This is a genomic window from Yersinia sp. 2545 StPb PI (assembly GCF_052217125.1).
In the GTDB taxonomy this organism is placed as follows: domain Bacteria; phylum Pseudomonadota; class Gammaproteobacteria; order Enterobacterales; family Enterobacteriaceae; genus Yersinia; species Yersinia enterocolitica_E.
Genome location: NZ_JAZGPY010000001.1, coordinates 4,103,200 through 4,122,704, shown reverse-complemented (window position 1 = coordinate 4,122,704; position 19,505 = coordinate 4,103,200). Strand labels below are relative to the sequence as shown.

Genomic DNA, 19,505 nt, shown 5'->3' with positions numbered 1-19,505 from the left:
CATACAGATATGATTTACAGTTGTATTAATACAAAGAGATTAATGACGTGTTTTTCTTGTATATCATGTAATTGTTGATGAACAGGAAATCTAGCCCACAGTTTAAGAATAAATTGACGGCATCCTTAGGGGTTTCCACTATTGGCATTCCTTTGGTGTTCAAAGAGGTATTCAGTAATATAGGCACGCCAGTCTCGGCAAAAAAATAATTTATCAAGGTATGGAATTTTTTATTCATCTCCTTTTTGACAGTTTGCACGCGGGCACTACCGTCTACATGGACAATCGAAGGTAGTGCTGCTCGATATTTTTCTTTGACATAGGCAATAAATAGCATGTGATCACTATCATGGTTCAAGTCGAAATAGTCATTCGCTTTTTCATGCAAAACGGCAGGAGCAAAGGGGCGAAAATCCTCGCGATATTTAACGTTAGTATTAATATGATCTTTCATTCGAGGGTTACGGGGGTCCGCTAAGATACTTCTGTTTCCTAAAGCGCGAGGGCCAAATTCAGACTCCCCTTGGAACCAGGCAATAACATTACCTGCCACGATGGATTTTGCGGCAATAGCTTCAATATCATCATAGTAAGTATATTCAATTTTATCGGCATGCTTTTCAAGCTCTGCCATAACACTAATATCATCATATTTTTTGCCAAAGTATGTTGAGCCAGAGTGTTTTACTCGCTCTTTCTTCAGCACTTCCAACCAGCCATAATAGCAACAACCAATTGATAGCCCGTTATCTCCCGCCGCAGGTTGGATATAGAGACGCTCAAACTCACTATTAGTAATGAGCTTTTCATTTGCGGTGGCATTTAATGCAACCCCTCCGGCATAAGCAAAGTTTTTCATAGGATAAAGTTGGTAGTAATGGCTGAACAGATAAAACAGTGCTTCCTCGAGTTTGGTTTGCGCCCAATATGCTAAATCGGCGTAATATTGGAAGTTGTCACGAAAATGAGTAGGACCAGAGTTTAACAGAGGGTCTATTTTTGCCCACCAGTCACTACGCAACACCACTTTGCCGGAATCGAAGTAGAACGGTATCCAATCGATTACATTCGGCCTTCCGTAAGGGGCTAATCCCATCAACTTACCTGCGCAATCCAGCTCGCCAAAAATATACAGCGCTATCCCTTCATAAAACTCACCAATAGAATTTTCTATTTCCCAGCTCGAAACAGGATAGTCTTTGCGATTCTTTCGATTAACCCACCTGGAGAAGTCTTTGAAGATAGGCTTGATTTTACTATCTTGATAAACGTAGTAGCTGCATGTTTCCCAGTAACGGTAACGATTGTTAACGTGGATACTATTCGCACCTTTGATATCCTCAACAATGTCATTACAACTGTCTAAGCTACCTCCATGGCCATCAATAACCACAATACCCATATCATCAAAAGGTGATGTTCCTATGGCACTGTAGGCATGTGCCAAGTGATGAGAAAGTGTGATGATCGGCACCATGGGGGGTAAAACCCTATTTTTCCGCTGTTCTAATGATTGGCTAAATAATGGATTATAAGAGTTTTGTTCTACTATCAATGAGAGGTCCTTATATTCAATACCCGCAGCATCTAAACAATATTGAATAGTTGAATTATCATTAAATCCATCATGTTTTACTCGGGATATTCTTTCCTTCTCAATCGAGAATATAATTTTGCCATCTTTCATTAGACATGTTGAGCCATCATGCGATAGAGCAGTACCGAGAATATAAATTGGATTACACATAAAAGTAATATCCTTATTAATTTAGCCTTCTGTTAATTAAGAATGTAAGCAAGTCGACGTGATAGTGCGAGTGTTGTTAACGATGGATTAGCCGCACCTGGTCGTGGGAATGTACTTGGGCCAACAGCATATAGATTTTTGATATGATCAAATTCATGATTTTCATTCAATATTTCTCCCAGTGGCAGAGTACTACTTTCATGGTTTTCCGTTCCAAGTGGGCTTATCCATGTGACGGGTTTGTTGGCATGGACTACCCTCGATGGGGAATGAAATTCATGATAGACATCCCCCATGGTTCTGGCATGGACAGTAAAACCGCCTTCAAAAACTAATGGGGAAAAGGGGATTGATATATTTTCACAAATTCCATGCCAGAATATATTTAGTTCATCCCGCTGTTTTTGTATCAATACATTATCATCATTATTTAAACCACTATAAATTGATAAAGGCATGTTCTCATCATTTCTATTTATGAAAATATATCCGTGATCGGAGGGGATCTGTTCGCCCATTGTCCATACTTCTAATTCAATGCCAAAATCTGATTGGGTGATAGTGAAAAATAAATTAAATCTTTCTCCTGCGGAACTATGGCAAAAGAATATAGTGTCAGATTTATATTCAATTAACTCTCTCAGCATATCGGATAGTTTATAATACTCAAATGTCACATTAAACCCCTGAACAATGTGATCGACGAGTCCAGTTATTTTTTCCTCAATTAAATGTCCCGAATCATAAAGTACTTGCGCTGCCAAACGTGTATTCTCAATGGTACCTAAGGCGAGAACACATTTATCAGCGAAGATGGTATGTACCTTATTAGAGCCAATATGTCTCAACTTAGCGCCAATACAGTGACCATTTTTAACGATGAGTGACATAACTTCATACCCAGGAATTATTTTCGGGTTAGATCTTAATTGGTTATCTTCTTTCCAATAGGAAAGTGGTGAATAAGATTCCCAGCCACCTGATGAATTAATATTACGAATAACCTGAGGTGTTATTTTAAACTCAAAACCAGAAAGCTGAAGAGAGTAATCTATATCGTGATTCTTATCTGCCCATGCGAGCATTTCAGACTGCACCTGTGTGTAAAGTGATGGTCCACCTAACCAACTTTCAGTAAGATCATGGGCAATATTTGAAGGCCAGAATTTAAGTGTCTCAGCCTCTATTGGTAAAATAACACCATGCCAATAAAGGGATCTACCGCCGACTCTACGACGTAGACAAGTTCCTTTAGCAAAATGAGGTTCATTTAAAGAATGCCATGAACGGTAGGAGTATTTATCAGATCCTTCATTTTTCCAATATTCATTGGCTCGTTCATATTCACCTCCTGCATTTATATGGTTGTAATCATCTGCTGGACCAGCTTCTATAACGACGATGTCTTTTATTCCTCTACAATTTAAATGCTTAGCTAACTCTAAACCCGACATTCCAGCGCCGAGTATTAAAATTTTTATTTTGGGTGGTATTTCATTTTTATTTTTGCGTATGTTTATATCTATAATATTCATTATATATTCCTTTGAAGTGAGTTTTTCTTGAAAGTAATAATCTCTATTTATAATAACTTATGCATAAATTTACTCCACGGTTCTCTAGGGAATTTTGATTGAACAAATTTTTTATTATTAGCTAATAGCGTTTTAATCTCGTCAGCCCCGGCAGCATGTAACTGCATCCATTCAAATAACTGTTGTGCAGCATCCCTGGGGTGTTCTGGGATTACTTTAATGTGATGGTACTCAGTGCCATAAAACTCAGTGAAGGCCGTATACTGTGTTACTGCGCAGGGAATACCTGCAATAGCAGCAAGTGCTGGACCTAAACCGACACTTTCCACGTTCTCTACATTAGGTGTAAATAAAACTGCGCCGGATAACGTATGGCAAATGATAAGTAAGTCAATTTCATCTAAATGCCATTTGTTGTCTTTATCTTTATATGTTTTTATCGGTACTTCATCTAAAAATATAATACTATTGTCTAGGTTGTATTTTTTTACCTGCTCTTTTAAATCATGAGCATACTCAGGATCTTCATTCATGTTCCCGAATATCAACAGTTTCGGCGTGGGTAGTTTTTTTTCTTTATAAATATCAAGTAGCTTATTAAAAACACTTATTGATATTTCGATACCCTTGACTCTAAATACTCTAACGGGAACTATAACAATAGATGAACCTATAGCTATATTATATTGGTTTAAAAAATCAATGTGAATATTGCTAAAAGCAGACACATCGATTGACGGTAATATATTAGGAATGACATCAGGTACCAATTCTGTTGGATAGTCTCTACTTTCCTTCGCCAAGGCTTCAGACGCAACTATCCATTTAGTATAGGTATTATCTTGTGGTATGGGTGTCAATATATTGGGTTTTTCAGGATATAGTCTTTCTTCATGTTCATAAATGGCATAACTACCAAATAGGTCATGATCCCAAAAAATAATACCGCCGTTATCTTTTTTAGCCCAATACCTTCTCGCTGCGTTGTGCAGTGCCAGGCTAACAGGAACGGCATCCGAAAGGGTAATATTTAAGCAAAACACCCAATCGACCTTATTATCTTCAAACCAACTTAGGAAATAATCCTCATAAATTTTAGCAATAGAATTAATATCTTGATTGATCTGTTTAATTTCTTCTCCTGTTAATGATTTATATCTTGCCACCCTCTTTCTGATATGAGTAAAACAGTGCCCATGATCGCTATCATAAGAGTATTTTTGATGGATAGAACTTATTCTCATCCATGTTGGATATTGTGATTCTGTACTACCATGAGGGAAAAAATTTTTTTTGTCCGGCCGCCAAGAAAATCCTAAATCGGCGGGTATTTCATTTATAATATCATTGTTTTTTATAGCTATTTCTGCAACATTTCTAAAAATAGTGAGTAGACCACTCGTTGGGAGTCCATCCCCTGATATGATAGCCCACTTTGTTTTTTTCATTATCTATCTCCTGAGGTTAACTGTTTAATTAGTGTATTTGATAGTGTATTAATTAATAAGAATGCCAGTACGCAACTAACCAATATCATAATCAATGCAGTTCTTAATGATGTCATGTCGGCTAACATCCCTATTAACGGTGGAAATATAAGTAGGCCAACTCTTGATATCCAAGTTGCGAATGCGATTCCACTCGTCGAGTTTATATTGGGTATTTGGCCAATAAATGAAATTGTTAATGGGAATACCACTGACATCCCTAATCCGATTAGTGAAAAACCTAATATTGAAACAATTGGTGAATGAATGGTTATCACAATTAAGATTCCCAATGCTGCCATTAGAATTCCGTATCTTAATACTGGGATATTACCCAATTTATTGGTCAGGTAATCACCAAATCCTCGCCCTATAACCATTGATACCTGACATGCTAAATAAGGTAAACCTGAAATTACAGATGGAGCTTGATAGTAATCATTCATATAGATAGCACCCCAAACACTTGCTGTTTCCTCTATGCCGCAAGTGAATGTTAGCAAGATTAACGCAATGATATACAGTTGAGTACCTGTGGCGCCCATACTTTTTTTAATATTTTCACGAAGGGAAAGTTCATCAAATGAATCCCCCTTTCGGAAAAATATCATATAATTAATTAATATTATTAGATTCATAAGCAATACGGAAAAACTAAATTGTCCCATAGAAAGTCCGAATCCAATTGCTGATATGGCGATGCCCCCCCCCATTATTGTGCCGATACTTTCTGCACCATGAAATCTATTAATCAAGCTTCGGCCATATAATCTTTGTATGTTAAGTGCCTGCACATTCATACAGGTATCTGCCCAAGCATCGAAAACCCCAAACAGGAAGAGCAGCAGTGTTATTTCATACCATGATGATGCAAATGGTATTATTGATATGATAATTATAAAAAATAAAAATTTTATAATTGTCGCCCAATATAATCCAATGGTGTTAATAAAATTCTTGGACAATAACCCCATAATAATTGCTCCTGCTGGGATTGCAGATATCATTATTCCAACCATATAATGACTTAGATGAAACTTTTCTTTTATGTCTGGAATCCAGGGTACGATACTCGCGTAGGCTATTCCGTGGATGAAAAACAGTAATGATAGTGTAATATTTTGTTTTGTTTTTATTTGATTAATTTTCATTAAATTAATTTCACATGAGTTTATTGTTGCTGCATATAGTTTAAATCGAATCCTAATATATTTCTGTAACCTGTTTTTATTAATGGGTCTTTTAATTTTATAGGGGTCACTTTGTGCCAAATGGTTGAATTTCTATCGATATGAAACAAACCTTCACCACAGTTCAATGTTTGTGATTTAATAAACTCTTCTCTCTCTGTACAGTAGAGTTTACTCGTTCCTCCGTCAATGTTGTATTTATCAATAATTAATGCTGATACAATATAGTCACATCCATCCTGATGTAAGCCTTCTGGTGAATTGCAGACCGAATTCATTGTATTATCAATAATTAAAGACATCTGATGACAGGTAACTTCAACTGTTTCTATTTTTTGCCCATGCTCACATTCGCACAGCATTTCGACGAAACTCCTTATGAGCTTTTTTAATATAAGTGAATGACTTATTGCCGGGTCCATTGGCGGGAATTGACGTTTTAATTGCCTTAAATCTGAGGGATAGTCAGCATGTTGAGTAAAGTTAGTTAATTCTGGGCAGGCAATATTACTGACTTCCCATTGATTATTAATGTGTTTAACAATAAATCGGCTAATGCTTCTTTTTCTAAAGGGTTTATAGGAGTAAAAAAAATGTCTATCTATATCAGATAAACGCAATATGAGTTTTTGAATGTTTGGTGGTGGACATCTATCATCCAGATAACGTTGAGCCTCCTGAAAGATGATGATTTTATCGTTATAAAATTTTCTGGCCAAGAATTTTAATTGAGATAGTTTTATATCATTAGTATCCCACGCTAATGATTTAAATGACAAGGTATTTTTAACGTGATTTATATCCATCCCAAGCTCATTGATATTAAACTGAATGATTTTATATTTAATCCCCATAATGAAAATATCCTAGTAAGTTAATTTGTTATTGATAAATTACATTGATGAAAATAAGCCATATAAACGCACATGTATTAGTGGGCCTGTTTTTATTGATGACTTGCTATTTTTTATTGTTTCTTTCTTTTTTATATATCAAAGATCCCTTTTCGGCAAGTTTTTATCAATATCTATCATTGTATCTATATTTAGCTAATAATATGTTTTTGATTAAATATTGTTTTTATTGGTGGTTGCTTTATATGAATTAGTAACGCGAGTGAATAAAATGCAGTTGTTACTGATAGGCTTGCTAGATGAGTTGAAAATTATCCATACTTTCAATATAGGGTGGTTTTTTATGATTTAACTATAAATGTCAAAAATGTGATCTGCGTAAATAGAACATCGTTCCATTTTTAGTGTTATGCCGTTTTACCATAGTGTAACTGGCTTTTCTTAATCGATAATAACCTAAAACCATTTTAATCTGGCGAGCATTAATAACTAAGGATCATGTAATGCCAATTAATTTTCTGGGTAAAACGCTATTGTTAGGATTGATGTCAATTGCTGTATTGGGGAAAGTCAGTGCTGCCCAGTATAATGCTGTGGTTTCTACTGCGCCTCAGGATAATGAGTTTCCCTCGATTAATACTGCGTTAAAATCAGCACCAGCGGATAATTCGCTGTTTGTGATTTTCCTGAAAAATGGCATTTATAACGAAAGGCTAGAGGTCAATCGTAATAACGTTACTTTGAAAGGGGAAGACCGTGATGGTACGGTGATCAGTGCCAATACGGCAGCGGGTATGCTTAACCCGCAAGGAGAGAAATGGGGAACATCTGGTAGTAGTACGGTACTGGTTAATGCGGCAAATTTTACGGCTGAAGAACTTACTATTCGTAATGATTTTGATTTCCCAGCCAATAAAAAGAAAGCTGACAGCGATCCGACGAAGTTAAAAGACACTCAAGCTGTGGCATTATTATTAGCTGAAAACAGTGATAAGGCGCGCTTTAAGTAAGTAAAACTCGAAGGTTATCAGGATACGCTGTACAGCAAAACGGGCAGTCGTAGCTATTTTACTGATTGCGAAATCAGTGGTCATGTCGATTTTATTTTTGGCTCAGGTATTACGGTATTTGACCGATGTAATATTATTGCCCGCGATCGTCGTGATATTGAGCCACCCTATGGCTATATTACTGCCCCCAGTACATTAAACACATCACCTTATGGTTTGATTTTTCTCAATAGTCGTTTGACCAAAGAACCCGGTGTTCCAGCCAAAAGTTTCGCTTTAGGGCGTCCGTGGCATCCGACCACTGCCTTTGATGATGGCCGTTATGCTGATCCTGCGGCCATTGGCCAGACGGTATTTATAAATACGACGATGGATGACCACATTTACGGTTGGGATAAAATGTCTGGTAAAGATAAGCAAGGCGAGAAAATCTGGTTCTATCCACAAGATTCACGTTTCTTTGAAGCAAACAGTCAAGGGCCGGGCGCAGAGATTAATGCACAGCGGCGTCAACTCTCTGCTGAGCAGCTAAAAGCATTTACTTTGCCGATGATTTTCCCTGACTGGGCGGTGCATTGAGATTATGACTCGCCACCCTTAAATTGGCTGATATCCAGCCGATGAAGTTTTACTTTTCGCCATAAGGTTGTGCGGCCTATCCCTAATAAGGTCGCCATTTCATTTAGCTGACCTTGGCACACCAGTGCCGCACGAATAATGGCCTGTCTTTCTAATTCTTGTAGTGATAAGACAGGCTGAGGTTGCGGCATCTCCGGTTCTAATAACAGCCTTTCCCCCAGTAGATGCTCTGGCAAATCATTGAGGTTAATGCGGTTATTGCGGCAAGCCATGGCGGCCCGCTCCACCACACTTTTCAGTTCCTGATCATTCCCGGGCCATGGGTATTGGCATAACTGACGGATAACACTCTCATCTGGCTGGTATTGGCAGTGGAAATGTTGCCCAATGCTTGCCAATGTATGCTGTACCAGTGGGGGGATATCCTGTTGACGCTGACGCAGTGGTGGAATATGTAATTCGAAAGATTGTAGGGTATAAAATAGCTGGCGGCGAAAACGCCCTTGTTTAACCAATAAGGGCAAATCTGCCCCGGTGGCGGTAATAATCCGGACATCGACTGGGATCACCCGATTAGAGTTGACCCGCATTACCATGCCAGTTTTGACGATTTGCAGCAGAGCTGACTGCATTTCCGGCGACAGATATTCAACTTGTTCCAGATATAAGGTGCCACCGTTAGCCAGTTCAAATTTGCTGGGTTGGCCAGATTCCCCTTCACTGGCATCACTACCAAGAAATTCTCGCGCCATGAAATTTTGTGGCAATGCCTGACAATTTAAGACGATATAAGGGCCATCGGCGCGATTGCTGGCATTATGGATTGCTTGCCCCAACTGCTGTTTACCGACCCCTTCTTCCCCGTGCAGTAAAATCGGATGCCGACCTTTGGCAGCCTGCTTGCCATAACGCACCAGGCGGCGCATTTCTAGTGAAGCAACCGGCATATCATCAAAAGTACAATTAGCCCCCCCTAATTGGTTGTGCACCATTTGCCGCAGTAATTCTTGTGGATGGAGTAATGCAATAAAGCCGCAGCGGTTACCATCTGGGATGGGTTTGAGGGTTAAGAGAGCCGGAATAAATTGCTGCTGATTCTCAAAGGTCACCTCGACGTGGCTGAGGGGATTACGGTGTAAAATGGCGTGGGTCAGTAAGGAGGGTAAGGTCAGCAAATCTGTGACCGGCTTGCCGAGGCTACTGGTTTCATCTAGTTGTAAAATAGCCGCAGCACGACGATTGAGATACAGCAGGCAACCGCGTTGGTCCCATGCCATGACACCATCGTCCACACCATCGAGTAGGGCATTGAGTTCATTCAGATGACGGTTAGTTTCTGCTAATAAGCTATCTGCGTGGAGATAATTGCCAATTTCGCGGGCGATAGCCAATGTCAGAGGCAAATCACTTGCCGCATGTTCGGTGAGCAGGCTACCTAAAACAATGACCGCCCGTTGGCGGCCACTGTTGTCATACACCGGAGTAGCGCAAAAGCGCCACGGATGCAGCGCCTGTTTAAAATGCTGCTGGCCACTGACTTGTATCGGGTTGCCTTCAGCAATTGCCAGCGCCGGGGCATTGGTACCCATTAGCCCTTCTGCCCAATAACTGCCGCAATCAATCCCTAATGCCTGTAGCTGACTTATCGTTTGTGGATGCCCGCATTTCCATAGAGTACAGCCACTTTCATCCAGAATCAGCAGCACACAAGGGCGTGATTCCATATATTCGTAAGCATCTTCCAATGCCGCCTGACCTAATACCAGCAAGTCATTTTTGCGCTGACAAATTGACTGGAACGTCGCACCCACGGCCCGGTGAGGTACTCGCCATTGGTGGGCTTGCATCAATTTTTGGCAGCGCCGCCAGGAGTCGGCTAATGCAGGGGTGGTCACCGGTTCAGTGTTGCTCATTAAGCGCCTTAGAACCCGGATGGCGCCAATGGATCTGCCCTGGCAGAATCAGTTGATTTTGCGCCAGTGCCGATTCAGCAATCAAGCTGGTGATCATCTCAAAGCTGTGGCGTGCCAGCCCTTGGCAATCTTGTGCGATGGTATCTATTTTCAACGGCAGGCAATCAAACAGATAGTGATCGTCAAAACTGCATAAATGAATCTCACTGTCCATTAATTGATGCTGATTGAGATAGCGCAGTACACCTTCCAACAGCCCGCAGGCGGCAGTAAACACCGCTTTAGGTGGGCGGCCTAATTGTGCACAGAGTTGGGCAATCATTTCATAACCGGAACTGGGCAGGTAATGGCCATTTAGGACCCACTCGGGGCGGCAGGTCACCCCTGCCTGTTGCAGACCCTGCTGAAAGCCAGCCAGCCGATCGCGAGTAGGGGAGATGCGTGGCTGACCACCAAGAAAATAAAACTCATCAGGATGTTGGCGGGCAACGTTTTCAACCAGTATGGCGGTGGAGGCTACCGAGTCAGTGATAACCAGCGGCAAATCTGATTCACCAATTAATCGATCCATCTGCACCACTGGCAGGCGGGCATTGATCTTTTGATATTCGCTGTCATTGAGCTGGCTGGAGGCGACAATCAGGCCATCGACCTGACGTTGAACCAGGCTATTGACCGCCATCATCTCCTGGCCGGGATTCTCATCGGTGCAGGCAATCAGTAGCTGTAATCCAGCTTCGCGACACAGCATCTCCAGCTCACGTGAAATCAGGGCAAAACCGTGATTGGTCATCTCCGGGACCACCAATCCTATGGTGTGGCTGCGGGTTGAGCGTAGAGAACGGGCGTGGAAGCTCGGTTGATAGTTATGTTCTTTGGCCAAGGCAATAATACGATCCCGCGTTTCATCGGAAACACGATACTCCTTGCTACGCCCATTGAGCACCAAACTGGTGGTCGATTTCGACACACCAGCCAGTTTGGCAATATCGTTAATGGTAATTCGTTTATGATTTTTCACAGGTTATTGTTTTTCACTGAGTGAATCTGTCGCCTTGAAAGATAGTTCATTCTAACATGGGCGAAGACAACAACCAGTGTTGCAGACACAGTTCAGCATTTCCGTTAAAGATTGCTATCGGGTCTTCAGTCGGGAAGTAGCATGTAGTCATTACCGCCTCTCCCTGATTGATAAATATCTCTATGCTGCAACTATCGCAGAGCAGTTGTAACTGCTGCAATTGACCGCGCCAATAACGGAACTCTTGCAGCCCGGTACGCAGATTGCGGCGGCTTAGTGTGATACGTTCACCATCCCATATCAGCATCATTTCATCGCCTAATTCGAGGATAAATGGCGCACTAACCTCGACTATCATTTCAGCACTGCGGATGGAGAGTGCCGGTGCCTGTTGAGCACGACCTTGCCACTGACGATGTTCACGGCGCAATGCCTGCAATTCACGCGCGGGTCGTTGAATGACTTTGCCGTCAACCAGACTCAGCTCTCGTGGGCAGGTCATGGTATGGATCCAACCATGGGCTACGGTGGGTTGATACAACTCATCTTCATCCGGGATGCCCATCCAGGCGAATAACAGGCGGCGGCCATCTGCGGCCAGCGTGGTTTGTGGCGCGTAGAATTCGAAGCCGAGATCCAGTTCATGGAAATCCTGATGGTTGAATGCTGCCTTGGTATAATCCAATTGGCCCAGTAAATAGCCAGCCTGGAAGGTATTACGATAACGCTCTGCTTCAGCAGCGATGCCCTGCGGGCAGAAAATCAGCACCTCCTGATCCGCTAACCTGAACATGTCAGGGCATTCCCACATATAGCCAAACGGGCCTAATCCGCCCAGACCAGAACCGGCAATTTCACCCAGATTATGCCATTTACGTAAATCATCGGAGCGTAATAGCAGCACTTTCCCTTGCAGTTGCTTATCTTGCGCGCCTAAAACCATGTACCACTGACCGTCGTGCTGCCAGACTTTCGGGTCGCGAACATGGCCGGTATAGCCCGCAGGTAATGGGAGCACTGGTCCTAATTTGTCGTATTCCCCTCGCTCATTCTCCTGTGCCAGACATTGGAATGCGGTGCGCGAGCCATCAGGATATTTCACATTACCGGTGTAAATCAGCGTGATTCGGTCATCAGCAATAACGGCAGAACCTGAGTAGCAGCCGTGGCTTTCATATTCTTCACTGGGCACCAATGCGACAGGCTGATGTTCCCAATGAACCAGATCGACACTACGCCAATGGCCCCAGTATTTACTGCCGTGGCGGCAATCTAACGGGTTCCATTGATAGAACAAATGATAATAGCCAGCATGATAAATAAACCCGTTGGGATCATTCAGCAGCCCGACACTGGGGGCCAGGTGCCAGCCTGGCCGATGAGGGTCACGCGATGCGCGGATTTGACCACGCATCACTGCCAGCGTAAGTTGTTTTAGCAAACTGACTTCTTGCATTATTCGCTGTCCGTTTTGTACTTAAGCAGTAGAGAGATAATAAATGCAGCGCCAAATGCAATAACCAATCCAATCAGATAATTAACAATTGAATTGCCTTGTACGATAGCGATGCCCGGGATACCGGTTAAGCCCACCGCAGTCATATTGACATGATTCGCGACGACCCAAGCGCCTCCTAATGCACCACCTGCCAGTGCAGCAAGGAAGGGTTTGATAAAGCGCAGATTAATTCCGAAAATTGCCGCTTCGGTAATACCCAGCATGGCAGAAAATGCCGATGGGATGGCGATGGCTTTAATTTTAGCATCGCGGGTTTTAAAGTAGACTGCCAGGCAGGCTCCGCCTTGCGCCACGTTTGCCATTGACCAGATAGGTAACAAGAAATTGACCCCGATATTCGGATTACCCAATAGCCCGGCCTCGATGGAGTGGAAGCTATGATGGATGCCGGTTATCACTATCACGGAATAAAGCCCGCCGAACAGTAACCCGGCCAGCCAGCCAGCATGGGTTATCAGTGTGCTAAGTACCAGCGAGATCCCATCACCCAATACTCGCCCGGCAGGGCCGATAAATAACAGCGCGACAAAACCGGTAATGATTACGGTCAAAAACGGTGTGAGGATCAGGTCCAGCGCATCAGGTATCACTTTGCGCAGGCGTTTTTCCAACATACTCATAAACCACACTGCCAGTAGCACCGGGAATACTGTGCCCTGATAGCCAATCATCGCCACCTCCATACCGAAGAAATTCATAGTATGGAAACCGCCCGCCACCCCCCAGGCATTGGTTAGCGCTGGGTGCGTCAAAATGCCGCCCAGTGTTGCCCCCAGATACGGGTTACCGCCAAACTCTTTGGCCGCGGTGAAACCAATCAAGATAGGCAGAATGATAAAGGCAGCGGAGCTGAACATATCCAGCATGATAAACAGCGCGCTGTCAGCATCGGCCCAGCCATAGGTTTTTACCATGCCGAGCAAGCCCATTAACAGGCCGGACGCCACGATTGCCGGAATGATCGGGACAAAAATATTGGATAGCAGGCGGGCAATGCGCTGGAACGGATTGAGTTTACGCGCCGCCACAGCGGCAGCTTCAGATTTACTGGCTTCGTTTACACCCGCTACCTTGATAAATTCGGCATAAACTTTATTGACCAACCCGGTACCGAAAATCACCTGTAACTGCCCGGCATTGCTGAAGCAGCCCTTAACGCCATCGAGTTTTTCTACCGCTGATTTTTGCACTAAAGAATCATCTGCCAGAACCAAGCGCAGGCGAGTGGCGCAGTGTGCAGCACTGACGATATTCTCTTTACCACCAAGCAATGGGAGCAGAGCCGTTACGGTCTCATTGATATTCATGATATCCCTCGCAAATTTATTTTTATTCCTGCATGCCGAGGATCGTCACGGCAGCAGGCGGTATTCGTCGTGATTACCGCGGTGCGTAATAGTTAGAACCAGGTTTCCATTTGGATACCAAAGTTCCATTGTCCGCCGGCAGCAAAACCATCTTTACCGAAGGAATCATCCTTGGCGTAGTTATCCAGATCTTGGCTCCAATCCATATAGGTGGCGAACACCCGAATTTCTGGCCGGCTGAAGAAGTTGCTGATATCACCGGCTTTAAAGGTTGGGGCGAAGGTCAATTTATAGAAACCGCCACTGACTTTGTGATAATCCTTATAGCCCTGCGGATCCAGATTCATGTACTGATAACTACCTTCATAAGCTAATGCAAAGTTCTCGGTGATTTCCTGAATCAGGCGGGTGTTGAATGTTATCCACTTATAGCTATCGCCCGAGACATAACGATCCTTACTTTGTTGCGCCAATATTGCTGGGGCTAGACTCCAGTTTTTACTTAATGCGGTGGTGCCGTAAGTCGCCAAACGCCAGGTATCTGCGCTGCTGGTTAAGTTGCCATCGGACCCGATAGATTTTACTTCAGCCCCTAAACCATGGCCGTACAGCAGCGCGGTTTTTGACGTACCATCACGTAGCCCATAGAAGCTGTCACCGTGATAGGCCAACATGCTGTGAATACCTTTATCTGTGGCATTAGTATTAACGGCTTCACCGCTATTTTGGCGCGCCTCATTATCTTTGGCGCGCAACCCGCTCACCATCCACTGGAAGGGGCCGCTATAGTTATTGGCAGTGAAAATATAGCTTTGGATATCGCTATTAACATTCTCGATCTCACCATAATTACGGCCATATAACGAGAAGTTACTCTTCAGGTTATCGGTCCATTTGATGTCATAAATACCGCCACCGGTACCGGCAAGGAATACCACGTCGGAATCCAGCCAGTGAATATCGAAGTTATCGCGATCGAAACGTTTACCGGCCCACAATGTACTGTCTTTAAAAATACCGTTAAAGGTTGGCAGGGTGCCAAGTTCGACAAATGCCTGGCGCACATTGAGGTCACTGCTGTCGGCTGTCCAGTCGTTATAGCTGCGCTGACCATCAGCCAGCATCACTTTATAGCGGGTGGTGGCACCGTTATCCAGCTTCTGCTTTTTCTCCAAATTGACTTCAACATAAGTTTCTGTCTCATTACCCAAGCGGCCAACTGCCCCTCCGGTACTGCCGGCTGGCGTAACATACGGGCCACCTTGGGTGCCGGTGCCAGAGTCGTTCATTAGCAGGCCGGAACGGGCATAACCATGAAACTCAAAACCGTTGCCATCCTGTGTTTTGCTTTCCAGTTTATCTGTGCGCTTAGCCACCTGAACGGTCTTTTCTTCTGCCTGACGCGTTCGAGTTTCCAGCTTTTGTGCCTGTTTTTCGGCAATTTCGGCGCGTGTTTCTGCATTTTTTGCCCGCTGTTCCGCTTGTTGTAATCGTTGCTCCAACGCATTGAGGCGGGCTTCAATATCCATGTTTGAGGAAGACGAGGGTGAGGCTGCAGAGGTGGTTGTCGCTGCACAAGAAAGGATAAGTCCTATTGATACAGCAAGATAGCTTGGTTTTATCATCATTTTATATCACTCGGTATGTGATTGATTGTATTTATGCTAAACAGCTAAACCGGTTTTTCATGGCTAACATAAGGGGGATCCTTTGGGATTAGCAAAACATTTTGCTAACCCGATTCAGCTATTGTGATCCAGACTGCAAAGTGCATGACTTTTTGAGACGAATAAGGCGATGAGCAGGAAGAGGGCGCGCGCGATAATGCATGTAGCAGGCGCTAACATGCTGGGTGTTTAGCAAAAAGAGTGACAGGTAGGAGAAGGGACGGATGCCTGCCTGTCAAAGGCGACATCCTAAATGGTTTATGCGGAAGAGGATTTATGCAGTTAGTGGTCGGGTTGAAGAAAATGCCGCAACTGTTGAGCATTAGGTAACGCAGTCATTGCTCCTTTAGCGCTGGTGGCTAAAGCACCACAGGCTTGCGCCTGATCGATGGCGGCGGTGAGATCTGCACCTAAATGCCAATTTGGTAGCCGTGCCAATGCTGTCAGCAACCCAGCGACAAAGGCATCACCCGCGCCAGTCGTGTCTATTGGGGTGATTTTCCTACTCGGGTATTTTTGCAGACGATGGCGGTTATGCACCCAAACGCCATTGGCACCCAGTGTTACCAGTAGCAATTTGCAGCAATAGTCGGCCATCAACTGTTCCATTGCGCCAGCAATATCCTGATCTGGGCAGATAAAGTTCAGTTCTTCCAACGACAGTTTCACTACATCGGCCAATAACAGCGCCTGTTGCAGACAGGGGAGCAACGCTTGTGGTTCGCGCCAGATATCGGCACGGATATTGGGATCAAAGCTGACCCAACCACCGTCGGCTTTCATACGGCGCATCGCCTCAAAGGCGGCACTACGGCTCGGCTCTTGGCTTAAGGCAATAGAGCACAAATGCAGCCACTGATTGTTTTTAAATTCAGGTAAATCATCTGGTTGTAAGAATAGATCGGCACTCGGTGTCACCATAAATGTAAAAGTGCGTTCGCCATGCTCATCTAAATCCACCACAACTGTAGAGGTATGGTGCAGCGGATCCTGTGTCATCGCGTGGGTATCGACGTTTTCCTGTTGTAATATCTGCTGCATAAAACGACCAAAACTGTCTTGCCCAACCCGGCCAATAAAGGCACTTTTACCGCCCAATCGGGCGATGCCGACCGCCACATTGGCAGGTGCGCCACCTGGACACTTAAGGTAATTATTTGAATTTTCAGGAACTAAATCAATTACAGCATCACCTAAAACCCAAATGGTATTTTCCATGATAAACCCCTGTTTTCTTCAATCCTATTTGCTGCTAAAAGTAGAAGAATCGGTTTAGCAAAGCAACAAAATAATCCGTTATAGTAAAAAACAGTGATAAGCCCCAGACCCTGATTCGCAATACTCTTCCTGCATGGCTTTTCTTTCTATAAATGATAATCATTATTGTACATGTATTGTGATATACGAATATGGGCCAGATTACCCTGAGACATTGAGCAACATTGCCTGGATGATGGATGGGTATTTGAACTGGGGGTAATAGCGCAATTTACAGTTTTAAACGCTAATTATGTTCAACTGTGCGGAAGGATGATTCGCTTAAATAGATGTTATCTGCCAGCAGATGAGCTAGTGATTTATTTTTTTTAGATGCAATGACAAGGTTTAATAACATAATGAAAGTGAAATATAATATTGCAGTATTAAACTCAACCATTATCGATGAAAATAATAATTGAGTTTGTACCGCGTCATTTAATCAAGGTGACGATTCAACGTTTGATAATTTCTCTCCGGCAAAGGCAACTTTATTCCGGCCATCTTTTTTGGCCCGGTAAAGTGCTTCATCCGCGGCTTTAAGCGAGGAGGCCAGATCATAGGCTTGCAGAGGAGAAATACCTGCGCTCAATGTCACGGTTGTAGAAACTTTATGGTTAAAAACATGTGGAATATCAAGTCCTAAAACCCGTTGGCGCACGCGCTCAGCCAGCTGGCTTGCATACTCTTCACTCACATGAGTCAGTAACACTAAAAACTCTTCGCCGCCGTAGCGCACCACGATATCCCGTGAACGAACAGCATCACGGATAGCCGCCGCAACACGTACCAGTGCTTGATCCCCCATCGTGTGACCATAGTTATCGTTATAAGCTTTAAAATGGTCGATATCGAGCAACAATACGTAATGATTGCCGGGAGACTGAGCCAGTAGTGTTTCAAGTTTATTCTCCAGACCCCGGCGATTATACAAACTGGTTAAGGGATCTATCATGCTTAAATCACTGAATTTTTCCCTTTCATTATAAAGGCGTGCGACAAGTTTTCGGGTAAAGTCATCACTACGACGTAGCATCAAATGATGTAAGGAGAAACCAATCAGTGGCAGCATGATGGTGAATACAATACGGAAAATATTTTGAAAATCGTCGAGTAAAATAACGGTTAATGCTGCTGGTGCACTGTGTAGACAAAAAGCAAGGAAATTATCAGACAGGGCTATGGTGCTGATAAAGAAAATCGTAAACAGGCTGAGTAGTAAGTAGTTATTTTCATTATTACCCAAATATTCGTATTTAAGAATGATTTGCCAGGCCCAAAGCACGCCCATGATTATTGAAAATAAATTCAGTTTATTGGCATAATTCTTCGAAATAAAAATCAGATAAGTTGCTGCGCTCAGGCTGATAACCGTGATCAGTACTATCGGTAATGTCACTGCTGGCGTTTCAGGTGACGGTAATATCATACTAAAAATAGAAGACGACGCATTAAGAAATAAAAAAAGCAGTAAAGAGAGCCGATGCTTACTTTTCAGAAGCTGATCGTAGGAATGGCTATTCATATTCAATTCACTCTGCATAATGTCGTGCTGTCAGTAGACAAATAAACAATATCCTCATGAAGCCCTATTATTTAGGCATCACGATAAATAGTTTTTCTTAGTAATTATTTTTGTTTGAAGCGCTTTAGTATCGTTTTAGGAATTTTCTTAACCAAAATTACCATTTTTGTTTCAGCCTGTCATCATGATGTTTCTTAACTTGATGTTGTCGCTGTCTGTCCGCTGCTAACAACTTCATAGTGCAGACTACGATAGAGTGATATATGATATTAGTTATCATTATCAATTGGGGCCGTTGTTATGATTACAGCCAGATTAGCCGCTTATCGCTGGTGTGGGATCAGTGGGTTATTGAGCCGTGGTATGTCTAGTGGTTGGGGGATATTGCTGCCTTTTGCTTTACTGCCGGTTTTGGGATGGGCTGATATCACCGTCGGTCAGTTACGTATCCTGATTGTGCTCGCCATGCTAGCCACGGTTAGCATGTTGTATCACGCGCGGTTACGGCATTTCTTATTGCTGCCATCATGTCTGGCGCTGTTGGGTGGCCTGATGGCGGTGTTAATGCACAGTGGGATGCATTGAACCCAATAGCATTGGCTGAATTTTCTGTATTACAGGTATTTACGTGTATTTTAGGAAGGGGTCTTGCCAGAAGAGAGGTATTACTGTGCTTTTGAAATCATTGTGGTGCGAAGGGAGGGACTTGAACCCTCACGTCCGTAAGAACACTAACACCTGAAGCTAGCGCGTCTACCAATTCCGCCACCATCGCCCAAATGATTTCTTACTGCTATATCCGTCATACTTCAAACTACATGTGCGTTGGCTGCCTTTGTTCACCCCAGTCACTTACTGGTGTAAGCTCTTGGGAGTTCACTCGTTTGCCGCCTT

The 19,505-nt window shown here is 43.3% G+C and carries 13 protein-coding genes, 1 tRNA gene and 1 pseudogene; 2 read left to right on the top strand and 13 right to left on the bottom strand.

Annotated elements, in window-relative coordinates; all coding sequences use genetic code 11:
• Positions 1-25 precede the first annotated feature (25 nt).
• Genes V1955_RS19140 through V1955_RS19120 form a run of 5 tightly spaced genes read right to left on the bottom strand, consistent with a single transcriptional unit; the run spans position 26 to position 6,813 of the window.
• On the bottom strand, positions 26-1,747 hold the full coding sequence (locus tag V1955_RS19140; RefSeq protein ID WP_372568632.1) for a carbamoyltransferase family protein: 1,722 nt from the start codon (positions 1,745-1,747) through the stop codon (positions 26-28).
• A gap of 32 nt (positions 1,748-1,779) precedes the next feature.
• Positions 1,780-3,282 carry a GMC family oxidoreductase gene (locus tag V1955_RS19135; RefSeq protein WP_442821288.1) on the bottom strand — a complete coding sequence of 501 codons (1,503 nt, stop codon included), beginning with the start codon at positions 3,280-3,282 and terminating at the stop codon, positions 1,780-1,782.
• A gap of 47 nt (positions 3,283-3,329) precedes the next feature.
• Positions 3,330-4,730: a hypothetical protein gene (locus V1955_RS19130; RefSeq protein ID WP_442821287.1), complete on the bottom strand. Its 1,401-nt coding sequence runs from the start codon at positions 4,728-4,730 to the stop codon at positions 3,330-3,332.
• Entirely contained in the window at positions 4,730-5,920 is a 1,191-nt protein-coding gene (locus V1955_RS19125) for an MFS transporter (protein WP_442821286.1), read from the bottom strand. Before V1955_RS19125 ends, V1955_RS19130 begins: the two co-directional genes overlap by 1 nt.
• Positions 5,921-5,940: 20 nt before the next feature.
• Positions 5,941-6,813: a 2OG-Fe dioxygenase family protein gene (locus tag V1955_RS19120; RefSeq protein WP_372568636.1), complete on the bottom strand. Its 873-nt coding sequence runs from the start codon at positions 6,811-6,813 to the stop codon at positions 5,941-5,943.
• A 503-nt stretch (positions 6,814-7,316) separates the two neighbouring features.
• Here V1955_RS19120 and V1955_RS19115 point away from each other — a divergent pair.
• A pseudogene (locus tag V1955_RS19115) lies at positions 7,317-8,402 on the top strand (pectinesterase family protein).
• 2 nt (positions 8,403-8,404) lie between these two features.
• Here V1955_RS19115 and dhaR read toward each other — a convergent pair.
• The 7 genes from dhaR to V1955_RS19080 form a co-directional block, all read right to left on the bottom strand.
• Positions 8,405-10,315, bottom strand: a complete 1,911-nt coding sequence (gene dhaR / locus V1955_RS19110) for a dihydroxyacetone kinase operon transcriptional regulator DhaR (protein ID WP_372557931.1) — start codon at positions 10,313-10,315, stop codon at positions 8,405-8,407.
• Positions 10,302-11,336, bottom strand: coding sequence for a LacI family DNA-binding transcriptional regulator (locus V1955_RS19105; protein ID WP_442821285.1), 1,035 nt, complete (start codon positions 11,334-11,336; stop codon positions 10,302-10,304). Before V1955_RS19105 ends, dhaR begins: the two co-directional genes overlap by 14 nt.
• A 46-nt stretch (positions 11,337-11,382) precedes the next feature.
• Positions 11,383-12,792 carry a glycoside hydrolase family 32 protein gene (locus V1955_RS19100; RefSeq protein ID WP_442821284.1) on the bottom strand — a complete coding sequence of 470 codons (1,410 nt, stop codon included), beginning with the start codon at positions 12,790-12,792 and terminating at the stop codon, positions 11,383-11,385.
• Positions 12,792-14,162 (bottom strand): sucrose-specific PTS transporter subunit IIBC, encoded by a 1,371-nt coding sequence (locus V1955_RS19095; RefSeq protein ID WP_442821283.1) that lies wholly within the window; start codon positions 14,160-14,162, stop codon positions 12,792-12,794. Before V1955_RS19095 ends, V1955_RS19100 begins: the two co-directional genes overlap by 1 nt.
• Positions 14,163-14,254: 92 nt before the next feature.
• Positions 14,255-15,790: a carbohydrate porin gene (locus tag V1955_RS19090; RefSeq protein WP_083160713.1), complete on the bottom strand. Its 1,536-nt coding sequence runs from the start codon at positions 15,788-15,790 to the stop codon at positions 14,255-14,257.
• A 321-nt stretch (positions 15,791-16,111) separates the two neighbouring features.
• Positions 16,112-17,047 carry an aminoimidazole riboside kinase gene (locus tag V1955_RS19085; RefSeq protein ID WP_083160711.1) on the bottom strand — a complete coding sequence of 312 codons (936 nt, stop codon included), beginning with the start codon at positions 17,045-17,047 and terminating at the stop codon, positions 16,112-16,114.
• A gap of 481 nt (positions 17,048-17,528) precedes the next feature.
• On the bottom strand, positions 17,529-18,629 hold the full coding sequence (locus V1955_RS19080; protein ID WP_083160708.1) for a GGDEF domain-containing protein: 1,101 nt from the start codon (positions 18,627-18,629) through the stop codon (positions 17,529-17,531).
• 282 nt (positions 18,630-18,911) lie between these two features.
• On the opposite strand from V1955_RS19080, the gene V1955_RS19075 reads away from it, so the two are divergent.
• Positions 18,912-19,196: a DUF1435 domain-containing protein gene (locus V1955_RS19075; protein WP_193784732.1), complete on the top strand. Its 285-nt coding sequence runs from the start codon at positions 18,912-18,914 to the stop codon at positions 19,194-19,196.
• A gap of 103 nt (positions 19,197-19,299) precedes the next feature.
• Here the strand turns inward: V1955_RS19075 and V1955_RS19070 are convergent.
• Positions 19,300-19,386: transfer RNA gene (locus tag V1955_RS19070), tRNA-Leu, on the bottom strand.
• Between the last annotated feature and the right edge of the window lie 119 nt (positions 19,387-19,505).